Annotated in this window: 12 protein-coding genes and 1 riboswitch; of the genes, 3 read left to right on the forward strand and 9 right to left on the reverse strand. The window is 44.8% G+C overall.

The window, feature by feature from the left end; genetic code table 11:
- Window positions 1–149: 149 nt before the first annotated feature.
- The 7 genes from ACP26M_RS24010 to ACP26M_RS24040 all read right to left on the reverse strand — a co-directional run bounded on the left by ACP26M_RS24010 (window position 150) and on the right by ACP26M_RS24040 (window position 9426).
- On the reverse strand, window positions 150–2306 hold the full coding sequence (locus ACP26M_RS24010; RefSeq protein ID WP_426583896.1) for a DUF2231 domain-containing protein: 2157 nt from the start codon (window positions 2304–2306) through the stop codon (window positions 150–152).
- 25 nt (window positions 2307–2331) lie between these two features.
- Window positions 2332–3357, reverse strand: a complete 1026-nt coding sequence (locus ACP26M_RS24015; protein WP_426583898.1) for a hypothetical protein — start codon at window positions 3355–3357, stop codon at window positions 2332–2334.
- Between the two features lie 202 nt (window positions 3358–3559).
- Window positions 3560–5017, reverse strand: a complete 1458-nt coding sequence (locus ACP26M_RS24020; RefSeq protein ID WP_426583900.1) for a DUF1501 domain-containing protein — start codon at window positions 5015–5017, stop codon at window positions 3560–3562.
- Window positions 5018–5021: 4 nt separating this feature from the next.
- Entirely contained in the window at window positions 5022–7340 is a 2319-nt protein-coding gene (locus ACP26M_RS24025; protein WP_426583902.1) for a PSD1 and planctomycete cytochrome C domain-containing protein, read from the reverse strand.
- Window positions 7341–7574: 234 nt separating this feature from the next.
- Window positions 7575–8078 carry a hypothetical protein gene (locus ACP26M_RS24030; protein ID WP_426583903.1) on the reverse strand — a complete coding sequence of 168 codons (504 nt, stop codon included), beginning with the start codon at window positions 8076–8078 and terminating at the stop codon, window positions 7575–7577.
- A 54-nt stretch (window positions 8079–8132) separates the two neighbouring features.
- Window positions 8133–8807, reverse strand: a complete 675-nt coding sequence (locus tag ACP26M_RS24035) for an energy transducer TonB (protein WP_426583905.1) — start codon at window positions 8805–8807, stop codon at window positions 8133–8135.
- A 196-nt stretch (window positions 8808–9003) separates the two neighbouring features.
- Entirely contained in the window at window positions 9004–9426 is a 423-nt protein-coding gene (locus tag ACP26M_RS24040; protein WP_426583907.1) for a VOC family protein, read from the reverse strand.
- A 176-nt stretch (window positions 9427–9602) separates the two neighbouring features.
- Here ACP26M_RS24040 and bshA point away from each other — a divergent pair, with 176 nt between their 5' ends.
- The 3 genes from bshA (at window position 9603) to ACP26M_RS24055 (ending at window position 12817) form a co-directional block, all read left to right on the forward strand.
- Window positions 9603–10757, forward strand: coding sequence for an N-acetyl-alpha-D-glucosaminyl L-malate synthase BshA (gene bshA, locus ACP26M_RS24045; protein ID WP_090530693.1), 1155 nt, complete (start codon window positions 9603–9605; stop codon window positions 10755–10757).
- A 94-nt stretch (window positions 10758–10851) separates the two neighbouring features.
- Window positions 10852–11043, forward strand: a complete 192-nt coding sequence (locus tag ACP26M_RS24050; protein WP_090530691.1) for a hypothetical protein — start codon at window positions 10852–10854, stop codon at window positions 11041–11043.
- A 262-nt stretch (window positions 11044–11305) separates the two neighbouring features.
- Window positions 11306–11370: riboswitch (Fluoride riboswitch) on the forward strand.
- 58 nt (window positions 11371–11428) lie between these two features.
- Window positions 11429–12817 (forward strand): voltage-gated chloride channel family protein, encoded by a 1389-nt coding sequence (locus ACP26M_RS24055; protein ID WP_426583910.1) that lies wholly within the window; start codon window positions 11429–11431, stop codon window positions 12815–12817.
- Between the two features lie 3 nt (window positions 12818–12820).
- Here the strand turns inward: ACP26M_RS24055 and ACP26M_RS24060 are convergent, their stop codons facing one another.
- Both ACP26M_RS24060 and ACP26M_RS24065 read right to left on the reverse strand, forming a co-directional pair.
- The gene (locus ACP26M_RS24060; protein ID WP_426583912.1) at window positions 12821–13567 is read right to left on the reverse strand and encodes a class I SAM-dependent methyltransferase; all 747 of its coding nucleotides are present in this window, start codon (window positions 13565–13567) and stop codon (window positions 12821–12823) included.
- Between the two features lie 135 nt (window positions 13568–13702).
- Entirely contained in the window at window positions 13703–14323 is a 621-nt protein-coding gene (locus ACP26M_RS24065; protein ID WP_426583914.1) for a polysaccharide deacetylase family protein, read from the reverse strand.
- Window positions 14324–14423: the final 100 nt, after the last annotated feature.

Raw genomic sequence — 14423 nt, forward strand, 5'->3', positions numbered from 1 at the left:
TTTTATCTACCGGTAAACGATATTTGTCAAAAATAAACAGTTTCTAAGATAAAGAGTTTAAGATAGTTTGCATGCTCCAGGGTTTCTTTTGTCGGGATGGTAGGTTAAAGAATAGCAGGGGAGCGCAAGATGCTATTAGTTGTTAAGCATCAATTCAAAAACACCTCATCCAAAAACACCCAGCCCGGTTTGCCTTTGGCCGGATGCCATGCCGGCACGCTTTTAAGCGGTTGGGCAACCAGTTTGATGCAGGATATCTTTTGTTCGGATTTTAACTTACATTCCAATGGAATCAAAGCAAACGGATCAGACTTTTTTGGTACCCCTGTTTTAAGTGTGCTTAATAGCTTGAGATGGTTTTGATCGGTGCCTCCCCAAACCTCAACCCCGGCGGGCAAAAAGATCTGGGAACCTGTATTGCGCATTACATTGAGACCAACCGAATGCAGATCAATTGGTTTATTAAACCACATGATCACCGTCAGATCCTTTTGCGATGCAACCCATTTTCCGTTGCCAAAATTGTCGCCGCCTAATTCTTTATCGATAATTGTTTTAGCGCCATCGCCTTTGTATTTGTCGTCAGGATATTTGACAAAGCTGATGCTATCGGGCGTATAGGCACATTTATAAACATTGAATTGCACGGTATCGCTGCCAATCCATCCCGCTTTAAACGCCCTTGTCCTGATCGCAGTACTTCGGGTAAGTATAATTCCCGGTTTGTAAGATGCAGCCTTGATACTATCAGGCACCGAACCATCAGTAGTGTACCGAATATCCGCACCTTTTATAGGGTTGCTAAGTAGTAAAGCATAACTCTGCTTAAATATAACTGCCGTATTTTTTAACTGCGGACTGGTGAGCTTAAGCGCCTTACCATCATCCTTAAAGCCGGTTAACAGGCTCAGTTTGGGGTTTTGTTTTTGAAGCGATTGCAGATCGGCCGGGTTCAGGCCGCTATTCCATACCGCCAGTTCATTGAGGCTTTTTATAGCGACGAGCTGTTTTACATCGGCTATATTAAGTTTAACACCCGTTAGTGAAATACTTTTGAGGTATTTTAAACCTGCTAATTCCTTTAAGCCTTTGCCCGTAACATCACTGAAGTTAAGGTTTAGCCTGCGAAGGTTTTCAAATTTGGCAATCGTTTTCAGGTCGGTATCCTTTACGGGCATCTTGTTCAGATCGAGCGATACCACCTGTTTTTTTATAGAACTTAACTCCTCCAGCACTTTTACATTATAGGTGCTTTTATTGTAAATATTAACCGCCAGCGCCGGCGACTCGCTGGCCAGCGGATAAACCACCCGGTAGTTGTTGTTCAGCTTTTGAATTTCCTTTTCGTTAGCTGCCGAAAAGTCATAAACCTCTTCTTCGCTTTCTGCGGGTTTTAAGTGGGTGGCGGCTATCATCCGTAATGAATCGTTAGCTGGCAGGTCGATCACTTTTTTGCCGAAGCGTGCCTTGCTTTTTACCCACAGGTAAAGCAGCATTTTTTCATCATCGGTAAGCTGCGTTTTGCCGGTAGGCGGCATGTGTTTCTTTTCGGTTTCGGGCAGGTGCACACGTTGCAGCAGCAGGCTCATGGCCGGGTCGCCGGCTATGAATAGCTTGCCGGTTTTGCCGCCTTTCATTATCGCTGCCGAATCGGTAAGCATCAGGCCACCTTTCTTTTTATCGATATTATGGCAGCTTTGGCATTTAACCTCAAATATCGGGCGGATCACATCGTTATAAACCAGGGCCTGGTCTATCGGTACCACGTTTTTGCTCTTATCCATTACCGGGCCCAAAACAAAATCATTGCCATGGGTAAGGTTGCCGCCAAGGTGCCCGGCAACAATTAAACAGAAAACGGTTATTATAGCTCCGGCTTTAGCGAGCTTTATGGTATATTTTGAGGTATGGCGGATGAGGTACACTCCATACCCGGCAAAGGCCACGCTTACTCCAAACCATTTATGCCATTGTAAAGTATCGCCTTCATAGCCCGACTCCCTTGAAAGGAACAAGCCCATGATCACCGTTATTGATGACAGTAATGCACCCAGCAGCAGCAGGTAACTTGTAAAGGTTTGATACAGTTTTTCGTTAATAAACTCGGCCCGATAACGGAAAAACTCCATCACCATGGCCAGCATCAGTATCACGATGGGGAAATGCAGAATGAGCGGGTGCATACGGCCAACCGGTTGCAGCCAGCGGGGCACAACCAGGCTATCGCCGGCTATAAGCAGCACTACAATAAAAATATTAAGGGCAAATAATGTCCCTTCCGCAAAACCTTTGTGGCTGCTTTTCATATACGCCGGGCTATATGTGTATTAATTAAACCCTTGTGAATTTATAAGGATATACTTTGCCTGATGCCCATTGGGCTACGTACAAATTCTCGTCGTTATCCACACAAACATCATGTGGGTTCAGGAAAATCTTTTCGGCCTGGGCCATTGGTTGCAGTACGCCGTCGGTATACACTGGTTCGGTACCGCCAAGGTTGGATACTACTTTGTTGTTTTTATCTAATATGGTAGTAAAGCCGGTATTCTCCTTGCTCAGGTCGGGCGAGCGAAGTACGGCAGCATACAAATGATCGCCCTTAATTACCGGGCGGCAAACGCAGGCTCCCGGAAGCTTGATCACTTCCTGTAGTTTGCCATCCATGCTGAAGCGCTTAAAGCAGTTACGGGTACGATCGGTGACCAGTAATGTCGGTGTATCATATCGCCTGTCAATCACGATACCGTGCGCATTATCTAAATGTTCGTCGCCTTCGCCCTTACCGCCGAAGAAGCCTTTTAGCTTGCCATCCTTATCATAATGGGTAACGTATTGGGCCCCATAGCCATCGGCAATAAAAATGTCGCCATTGCTGTCAATAGTGGTTTCTGTAGGGATAAACTCTTCGGCCTTTTTGTAAACGCCGGTTTCGAGCGGCACATTAATGGTCATTAATATACGGCCATCAAGCGTGGTTTTATAAACCTGGTGTTTTACGGTATCGGTTATGAACAGTACTTCGGTGCCGTTTTCATTAAACAGGGTGAGGCCATGTGCGCCGGGAAAATCATGCCCCCAGGTACTTAGCAGCTTGCCCGATTTATTATAAATGAGTACATTGTTCTTAGTCTCGTTAGTGAGCAGTAAAATGCGGCCTTTTGAATCCTGTACCATCTCATGGCAATCATTCACCGGGTTCTTCTGCGAATCGGCCTTGCTCCAGTTTTTATCCATGCGATAGCGCATATTTCCGTGGCCGTAAATTGGCCCGTTATCTTTTGCTAACATGTCTTTAGCTATAAAAAAGCCTGCTGATAAAACTGAAGTGTGCTTGATAAATTCTCTTCTTTCCATACCGTTGATTTTTATGATTGCGTTGATTTCGCTGATTATTTCTTTTGATTACACCGATTTTTTGAATTCTTGTTCATCCCGTCATTGCGAGGAACGAAGCAATCGCGAACTTTACAGGGCGGACTTGCATAGTGCCTCGGCCTCCGTGCGATTGCTTCGTACCTCGCAATGACATAGTTGAATGGGGAGGGTTTAGAGGGGGCTACGCTATTATCCCCTTCACCACATTCCCCGCTACATCCGTCAGTCTATATCTCCTGCCTTGGCTTTTATAAGTTAGTTTTTTATGGTCGATACCTAATTGATTTAAAATGGTGGCATGGAAATCATGCACGTGCACCGGATCTTTTACGATGTTGTAGCCAAACTCATCTGTTTCGCCGTAAACTATGCCGGGTTTGATACCGCCTCCGGCCATCCAGATGCTAAAACAGCGGGGATGATGATCGCGCCCATAATTAGCTTTCTCCAACTTACCCTGGCTGTAATTGGTTCGTCCGAACTCACCGCCCCAGATCACCAGTGTTTCATCCAGCAGGCCGCGTTGTTTCAAATCGGTAACCAGCGCTGCCGATGCCTGGTCGACATCTTTGGCCTGCCCTGCCATTTCCTGTGGCAGGTTGCTGTGCTGGTCCCAGCCCTGGTGGTAGAGCTGCACAAAGCGCACGCCGTTTTCTGATAGCTTACGGGCCAGCAGGCAGTTAGCTGCATAGGTACCAGGGATTAAGCATTCTGGGCCATACATTTTCACAATGTCGTCCGACTCCTTGCCTACATCCATAATTTCAGGTACCGCGGTTTGCATGCGGTACGCCATTTCATATTGCTGTACTTTGGTGTTTATTTCCGGATCACCGAACTCCTTATAATTCATGTCATTGAGCTCGGCCAGTTTATCCAGCATTTTGCGGCGTTCGTGACGGTTCAGTCCTTCAGGATCATTCAGGTACAGGATTGGGTCTTCGCCGCTGCTGAACTGTACACCCTGGTGAATGGAATCTAAGAAACCGTTACTCCATAGTTTGGAGTAAACACCCTGCCCGTTTCCCTTGCCTTTAGAGAGCAATACGGTGAAAGCCGGCAGATTTTTATTCTCGCTGCCGAGGCCATAGCTTACCCACGAGCCCATGCTTGGCCGGTTGCCCTGCTGTGCCCCGGTTTGGAAAAAGGTAAGTGCCGGATCATGATTGATGGCATCGGTGTTAAGCGATTTAATAATGCAGATGTCATCGGCAATTTTGCCTATGTGCGGGAACATATCGCTGATCCAGGCTCGAGACTCGCCATATTGCTTAAAATCATAAAATGAACCTACCAGCGGGAACGAAGCCTGCTTAGCAGTCATGCCTGTCAGGATCTGATTGCCACGAACAGATGCAGGTAATTCCTGCCCCATCATTTCGCGAAGTTTTGGCTTGTAATCAAATGATTCCAGTTGCGAAGGTGCCCCATCCTGAAACAGGTAGATCACCCGTTTGGCTTTAGGCGCAAAATTGGGAATGCCAGGAATAAAATCAGCTTCGGCTTCATCTCCCTTGCCGCTAAACAGATCAGGAATGAGCAATGAACCCAATGCTACGCTGCCAATACCCAAACTGAGCCTGGATAGAAACCTGCGCCGGTTGATGTTAAGCCTGTTTTCTAAAAAATCTTTTTCCATGTGCTCAGGTTTTTGTTATGGCTTCTTCCAGATTATACATGGTATCAACCACTTTCATCATAGCTGCCAGTGTTATTTTATCCAGATTGGCCGGTACCGGGTATTCGCCCACGGTTAGCAATTTTTCGGCATCGGCCTTTTTCATGGTTTTTAGTTCATCTGTATAGTATGAAGTTAAAATAGCCAGTTCTTTTTCCTGCGGATGGCGGCAGAGGATCAAGCGGAACGCTTTGGTGATCTTTGCTGTCGGCGTGCTTTTATCATGCAAAAGCTTTGCAGCTAAAACCCTCGCGCTTTCCAATACGGTTGGGTCATTGAGCATTACCAGTGCCTGCAATGGGGTATTGGTACGCAGGCGTTTTACTTCGCACTGGTCGCGGTTGCTGGCATCAAAAATACCTAAGGATGCTGGCGGAACGGTACGTTTAATTAGGGTATACATTCCCCTGCGGTACAGGTTTGGCCCATGCACCTGTTTGTAATTCGCCAAAATCCCCCTGCCCGAGGTGGCATTTTCCCAAAGGCCCGGCGGCTGGTAAGGGTTAACACTCGGACCGCCGATGGTTGGATTAAGCAGCCCGCTGCTGGCCAACACCAGGTCACGGACAAATTCCGCAGGTAAACGGCCCCTTGGGCCCCGGGCTAATAACGTATTATCCGGATCTTCCTTTAGTTTTTCGGGTGTGGCCGCTGCCGATTGCCGGTAAGTGGCCGACATTACCATCTGCTTTACCAGCCGTTTAATATTCCAGCCATGATCGCGAAAATCAACAGCGAGCCAGTCCAGCAGTTCGGGGTGCGATGGCAGATCGCCCTGCATACCGAAGTCGCCGGAGCTTTTTACGATGCCCTTGCCGAAAAACTCCTGCCACATTTGGTTTACAAATACACGTGCGGTAAGCGGGTTATTTTTGTTGAATAGCCATTCGGCCAAGCCTAAACGGTTTTTAGGGTAGTTATTGGTAAATGGCAAAATGGATTTCGGCGTGCCGGCCTGCACCTCATCGCCATGGGCATCATAGTTCCCTCGTTTGAGGATGTAGGTTGGCCGCACTTTGTCACTATCCGTCATGATGGATACGATGAGCTTATCGGTATCGCGCTTGTTCACAAAAGTCAGGATCTTTTTAACATCGTCGTTGCTGATCTGCATCATCGGGTTTTTAGCGTAGGTTTCGGGCCCACCAACGGTTGATTGCAAGCCCACTTCCTTCACATTGTTAAAAAAGGCATAAACCTGGTAGTACTCTTTTTGCGAAAAAGGATCGTATTTATGGTCATGGCAATGGGCACATTCCAATGTAACGCCCAACATGGCTTTGCCGAATGTGTTGGTACGGTCGGTTACATAGCTTACCCGGTATTCCTCGTCAATTACGCCACCTTCTTCGGTTATTTTATGGTTGCGGTTAAAGCCTGTTGCCAGCAACTGTTCCTTAGTGGCGTTGGGTAGTTGATCGCCCGCCAGCTGCCAGGTAATGAATTTATCATAAGGCAGGTTTTCGTTATAGGCATGGATCACCCAGTCGCGCCATGGCCATTGGGTGCGGTAATTATCATCCTGATAACCGTGCGAGTCGGCATAGCGGGCAACATCCAGCCAGTGCAACGCCATTTTTTCGCCGTATTGCGGAGTTGCCATCAGCTTGTCCACCATTTTTTCGTAAGCATTGGCGCTTTTATCGGCTAAAAACTCATCCATTAAAGCAAGGGATGGCGGCAGACCGGTCAAATCGAGTGAAATGCGTTTCAGCAGGCGTTCTTTATCCGCTTCGGGATTAGGCTCCAGGCTGGCCTGCTCCATTTTTTGCAGTACGAAATTATCGATAGCATTTTTAGGCCATGCCGTGTTTTTTACCTGCGGAACCGGGTAATTTCGCGGAGCGACAAAAGCCCAGTGCTTTTCATATTTGGCGCCCTGTTTTATCCACTTGTGAATGAGTTCGACTTCATAGGGCGATAACCTCTTTAAATTGGATGACGCCGGCGGCATCTGCTCGGTGGTGTCTTTGGTAGAGATTCGGCGATAAACCTCCGATTGCATGGGATCTCCGGGGACAAGCGCGTGCGATGATGGGTTATCTTTTAATGCCTTGTAGGCGCTCTCCGGAAGATCGAGCCTAAGGTCGGCTTCGCGATGGGACGCATCGGGGCCGTGGCATTTATAGCACTTGTCTGAAAGTATTGGGCGGATATTAAAGTTGTAGCTGATGGTATCGGGCACCTGTTCTTCGGCTATCCCGCCTGATGAATGGCAGGAATAAAGCGTGTACAGCATGCAGATGGCTATTGTAAGCCACACATAATACAACTTCCGGTACATGGGTTTAAAATTGGTTAAACAGAAATTAAAGTTATATAATTTATAGCACAATTTGCAAATACATATTTATGTACTCAAATTGATTTAACGAGGGCAATATAGCATGAAAAATGATATGTTCATACATTTTGTACAAATGTTTTAACATATAAGCAGAGGAGGACATTTTTAAAGAATAAAAGTGGAATAGCCGATGAGCCAAAAATTGAATCGACGGGATAATATTTGTTTTTTTTAATGTAAACGAGCAATGTTCTGATTGCTCATCTTTTCCAACTTTTTAATATCCCGGTAAACGATATACAAAGGGATGATCCCAAAAATACCGAAGCAGCAGTCAATGAACCGCCAATAAACGGGGATACCGCGGATTGGGCCGGCAATAAAGGCCAGCGGGAACACCATTACACAGGCAATCATGCCAAACTCAATTATCCAAATGTTTTTAACCGGATCTTTCAGCGGACCAACAAATGCCATAGCAATAACCAGGTGACCGAAAGCCAGCCAGTCGGTACCATAAGCCAGGTAAGGATAGTTTTGATTGGTTGTTTTTACAGCGAGATAAACATTGGTTAGCCAGTCCTGCATAAATCCTGGAAATACAGAGGCATGATTAGCAAGCCAGGCAAGTTCAGTTTCGATAGGGAAGGCGGTTACACCACTTAGTACCAGACCGATGATAAATACAATGACCCAGGTTTTTATTTTTTTGCGAAGTTCAGGTTCGGTTTTCATAACAAGAGCAAGGTAGGGAATTTGATTGTAGATTGTATATTCCCCTTTAGGGGGTTAGGGGGCGCAATACTTCTTTATAAAATTATCGGCTTTATCGCTGCCTATGTTGCGGATAAAATTCCAGTCATGGCAGGCACCTTCTTTGTCGCCTTGTTTAAATTTTTCGCCGGCCTGGCTTAGTACATCATTAATAAAATCATCATCGTAGCCAAGTTGTTTTTTGAGGTTAATAATGATAGCCTCTTTGGTGGTATCGGCCTTGCCTTTGTATTTATTGCTGTAGTAATTGGTCACTGCGTTTTCCAGTTCCTGCTGAGCTTTATAGCTGGCAATGGCGCTTTGCATGTCGCGGATGCTGGTAGGCCCGCAACGTGCGGGATCAGGGTCAAAACGGATGGGTTGAACGATATTGGTTTTAAGATTATACCCCGCCGGAACCACCCACTGGCCCGATGTAAGTTTAATAACCCTCAAAGCTTCATCGTCAAGGTCGATACCGGGGCCATCCTGTACTTTAGCATCATGTACCATACCATCTTTATCAACCATAAACGAAACATTGATGGTTCCCGAAATACAATTTTGCCGCGAATATTCAGGATAAATGATCTTTGTCTTCAGAAAATCATTAAACGCCTGCTGTCCGCCTTTAAACGCAGGCTGCTGGGCAAGCAATGTACTCGCTGTAAAAATGATCAACGCGATATGGAGACAAAGTGCTTTAAGCATAGTATAAATATCGACAATAAATTGTGGATTATGTTTAGATAGCCTTAGAAAGAATTATGGTTGAATAACTAAACGGATAGTCATATTTGTTTCAGTATCCCATTTGCAAGGCGGCTTACCAATCGACTTGCTGTCATTTCTTACCACCTGTTTTATCTGTACAACTAAACCGAAATCGAAGATCCGAATTCCCAAATCAAAGCACCTGGTTAAACTCCAGCCGCTCGCCATCCGGCCCGGTGATGTTGAAATATTTGCAGCCATTTTTCCAGAATTGTAAAAACACGGGCTCTGGTTCAAGCACGTTAAAGCCGCCCTCTTTAATAGTTTTAAAGGCGAGGTTGATATCATCAACATCAAAGGCTATATGATCAATGTGCCCGTTTGATCTTGAACGGATCCCGGCCAGCGAAGCTTCAGGCAATTGGTAAAGCTCCATGATCATATTGCCGCGCTGCATCATAACGCAGGTGCCGGTACCGCTGTTATCGGTAAAAGGGGCTTGCATTACATTGTTAAAGCCCAGTCTGGCGTAAAATTGTTGTGATGCTTCAATATTGGTTACCGGCACGCCGATATGTTGTATTCCGTTTATTGCTAAATTTATATGATTGCTCATGCTGATAATCAGTTGTTTATTATCGATCTAATGTATGTTTAAACACTCGGTAACAGATATGGTTGGCAACGCCGGCAAAATAAATATGCAGTAATTATCATCCATCCATCATTTTACACAAGCTTAACACATTTGATGTAAATTGCAGTTAAACTTGCACCAATTAAAACATATTAATGAAGATCGGAATTGTTTGTTACCCAACCTTTGGCGGAAGCGGGGTTGTTGCCACTGAACTTGGTAAAGCCCTTGCAGACCGTGGTCACCAGGTTCATTTTGTGACCTATAACCAGCCGGCGCGGTTGGATCTCTTTTCCGAAAACCTGTTTTATCACGAAGTTTCGGTTTCCAACTATCCGCTGTTCGATTTTCCGCCCTACGAGCTGGCCCTGGCAAGCAGGCTGGTTGATGTGGTACGTCATGAACAATTGGATGTACTGCATGTGCATTATGCTATACCCCATGCTTCGGCCGCGTTTATGGCCAAGCAAATATTAATGACCTATGGTATTTATATCCCTGTGGTAACTACACTGCACGGTACAGATATTACGTTGGTTGGTAAAGACCGCACCTTTAAACCCGTTGTTACTTTTTCCATCAACCAAAGTGATGGTGTAACAGCCGTATCGCAAAACCTTAAAGAGGACACCTATAAGTTTTTTGATATTAAGAAGGATATCCTCGTGATCCCTAACTTTATTGACCTTAGCAGGTTTAGCCTTAAACCTAAAGATCATTTTAAGAAAGCGATTGCTCCTTCGGGCGAAAAGATCCTGGTGCATACCTCCAACTTCCGTAAGGTTAAACGTACCGAAGATGTAGTGAAGATTTTTGCTAAAGTGATTAAAAAGATCCCGTCGAAACTATTGATGGTAGGCGACGGCCCCGAACGTTCCATGTGTGAGCAGCTTTGCCGCGATTTGGGCGTTACCGATAACGTGCGCTTTTTAGGTAAACAGGATGCTGTTGAAGAGATCCTTTCAGTATCCGATTTGTTCCTGATGCCATCGCAATCAGAAAGTTTTGGTTTAGCAGCGCTTGAAGCTATGGCTTGTAAAGTGCCGGTGATCAGCAGTAATGCCGGTGGTTTGCCCGAATTAAATATTGATGGCGTAACAGGCTTTTTGAAAGAGCCAGGAGATGTAGAAGGTATGGCAGAAAAAGCAATATTTATTTTGGAGGATGAAGAACGTTTAGCTAAATTTAAAGAAAATGCACTGGCACACGCCAAAGAGTTTGAATTATCTACCATTTTGCCCAAATATGAAAACTTTTACCTTGAGGTAATTGAGCAAAATAAAGCTAAGCTGTTTAACCAACAGTTGTAATAAACCTGATACAATTCAAAAAATATTCTTTAAAAGTTAAATTTTATCGGTTTCGTTAATTAATTTAGTTTTTCACTCCTAAAAGTTAAAACTTATGGCAAAGCACACACTAAAAAGCGGACAACTCCTTAAGTACATCGGAAAGAAATGGAAAAACCTGCACATTGGTCATCCATTAAAATTTATGGGGTACGATGAGAATAGTTTCGCCGACATCTGGGTGGAATACCAGGGTAAATTAATGCTTCTGGCACTTAAGGATGTGGAAACACTAAGCGTTGCTTAAGTAGATAACTTGAGCCGGTCTGTTCAAAAGACAAGGGAAAATAGCCTTACTCATGCATACGTGCTAAGTAAGGCTATTTTATTTTGTAGATTTTAGATCCCCTCTCGAGAGGGGGCGCGGTGGGAAGGAGCATTAGTAGGGGTGTGTTTGTACGATTGCCTTACTAAAGCAGAAACACACCCCTACACCCCTCTCAAGAGGGGAATCGCACATCCGGAGCTTTTAAAACTTTTGTTTTAGAACAAAAGAAACCTATATTAGCGTCACAAAAGGAAATGGTGTCTTCCTACTTAACCGCCCTAAAAAGCTGATGGCGCCTACAGACAATTAACTCACAGGCTTTTATCCTGTGCTAATTTTTTGTGGGTACATAAATATCAGCAACATGCAAAATCAAAACCAACTTTTTTCTTCGCAACATTTCGAAATTCTTAAAAACGCCCTCCGGTGGACGGTCATTATCATCCCCATAGCTGTTGTTATTGGCAGCGCGGTTGCTTTATTCTTGTGGTTGTTGAGTTGGGCTATCTATTTTAGGTTTGCACATAACTGGCTGTTGTTTTTGCTGCCATTGGCAGGTATCGCGATATTTTTCATTTATAAATTTTTTGGTGGTCCGGCCGAAAAGGGGAATAATTTAATTATTGATGAAATCCATAACCCCGGTGGCGGGGTCCCTAAGCGTATGGCCCCACTGGTGCTGATTACTACTATTATCACTCATTTGTTTGGCGGCTCGGCCGGGCGCGAGGGTACGGCAGTACAAATGGGCGGCAGCTTAGCACAAATGATAGGCAAATGGCTTAAACTAAATGATGCTGATACCCAAACAGTACTTACCGCGGGCATAGCGGCAGGTTTCGGTGCGGTATTTGGTACGCCGTTAACAGGTGCTGTTTTTGCAATGGAGGTGCTGACTATAGGCCGGGTGCAATATAATGCGCTGCTGCCCTGTCTTATTGCGGGCATTGCCGGCGATATTACGGTGGCCGCCTGGGGTGTTCATCATACGCCTTATCATATTGATATTATCCCCGTTATCCCGCATTGGTTTTCAGGCTATGTTTCAACCGACCTGTTAATGATCTTCAAAACTATAGTAGCTTCTATCGCTTTCGGGCTGGTCAGTTACCTTTTTGCCAAAATGGTACATGGCATCAAAAGTTTTTTTACCCAATACATTAAAACACCCTGGTTGATCCCGTTTATTGGCGGGCTGATCATTATCGCGCTTACTTTTGTTAATGGCAAACCCGATTACCTGAGTTTAGGGGTAGATGCCGAACATGTTGGCGCTGTTACAATCCCTTCGGCTTTTCATGCCGGCGGTGCCGATACCTGGAGCTGGCTCTGGAAAACCATTTACACTACCGTAACCTTAGGTACTGGTTTTAAAGGCGGCGAGGTAACACCGCTGTTTTATATTGGCGCTACTTTAGGCAATACGCTATCCGGCTTACTTGATGCGCCGGTTAGTTTATTTGCCGCTTTAGGTTTTATAGCGGTTTTTGCAGGCGCAACTAATACGCCGCTGGCCTGTACTTTTATGGGGATAGAGTTATTTGGCGGCGAACATGCCCTGTTGTTTGCCGTGGCCTGTTTCACAGCCTATCTTTTTAGCGGGCATACGGGTATATATGGCTCCCAAAGAATTGGAGTTACTAAGTTAACCGGTGGACCGGCCGATGACAAAACGCTTTCGGAAGCAATGAAAAGGCGCGGATATTTATATCATAAGCTGGCAAAATATAGTTTCCTTAAAGCGAAGGAATAAGCATTATTTAGTGGCTGTAACCACAATATAAGGAGATAATAGCTTGGATTCTACCGGTATGATTTTGGTAAAAACCTTGCCTGCTACCCAAACCAGCTTGGTGATGGCTTTAGCTATGGCAGGCTTGTTAGCCTTATCTTCCAGCCAAACCGAAAATTTGCCGTAATAATATGCCTCAACATTTTTTAAGCCCAATTCCTTGCAATAGCTGGCCAATAATGGAGGGTTCATACTATTGATGTTGTGTTTTTCGTAATTATTAAGGTCATAGTTGCGTTGTACCCATCCGTTAACACCGGTAAAGTTAGGCAGGGTAATAAACAGTGTGCCTCCCGGTTTAAGGAAAGAGAGGTGTTTTTCAATAATGCCTTTCGTGTCGTTAAAATGTTCAATCAATCCGCATGAAAGTACCAGGTCATATTCGGTTTCAGGTTGATATTTGAACAGGTCACCCTCAATAACCACGATGTCCCGATCATTAAGCTGATTGGCATCCAGTACTTCCTTCAAAACTTTTGGGTGCACATAAAAATCGAACAGCGTAGTTTTTAACCCGAAATACTTCTTTAAAAAAATGGCAAAATAACCCGGAAAACCTCCAAGCTCAATAGCCGACGCAGGTTTATTGGTATCGATAGTCTTTTTTAGCAGCTTATGAAAAGTATAATTAGCCGGCACATTAAAAGCCAGGTCTTTTTTTGATTCCCAGTAACCGGCCCAAAATGCCTTGTCGGTGAGTTCGTTGCTCATGGGTGCAAAGGTATAAAAAGTAGGCAGTTTCCGGTTGGCGGTTTTCAGTTGGCAGTTTTCATTGTGCAGTAAGCAGTATTTAATAAATGGGAATGTTTAACAACTTACAGTCGCCAACAGAGTACTGCCAGCTGCTTACTGTAACCCCTTAAAACTATACCCTTCCTTACTCCAAACCTCCAAAGCTCGCGGCAGTACATATTCCAATCGATCAAAAGCTTTGATGCTGTCATGAAATACTACCATCGATCCTGCTTCGGTATATTTAAGCACTCCTTTTAGGCAATCTTCAGGTTTAAGGGCCGCATCAAAATCGCCGCTGAGCACATCCCACATAAAAATATTCAACTCAGGCTTTATGGTTCTCAGCGCCCGGATCTGCGCCCTTTTTATCCGCCCATACGGGGGACGAAACAATGGCGTATCCAGCAATTTATCGGCCTGTAAAAAATTATCAAGATAGGTTTGGGTATCGGTTTCCCACCCTTTGAGATGGTTGAAAGTATGATTGCCTATGGCATGGCCGCCGGCTTTTACCTGTTCAAAAATATCGGGGTGCTTGCGTACATTGTCGCCAATGCAAAAAAAGGTGGCTTTGGCATTGTATTGTTTTAAAATATTTAATACAGCCGGTGTAACAATTGGTATAGGGCCGTCGTCAAAAGTGAGATAAATGCAACGGTCAGTTGATTTTATATCCCAGGTAAGTTGGGGATAAAGCTTTTTTAGCGGCCAGGGAGTTTTAACCAGGTACATACAGATGAGGTAGTTTGTGTTTTATCCCTATTAACAACATTTAACAAAAATAAACACTGCAATGTAATGAACAGTTGCTTACCATTGTATAGAAAAACCT

Source organism: Mucilaginibacter sp. R-33, from assembly GCF_049949235.1.
Lineage (GTDB): Bacteria > Bacteroidota > Bacteroidia > Sphingobacteriales > Sphingobacteriaceae > Mucilaginibacter.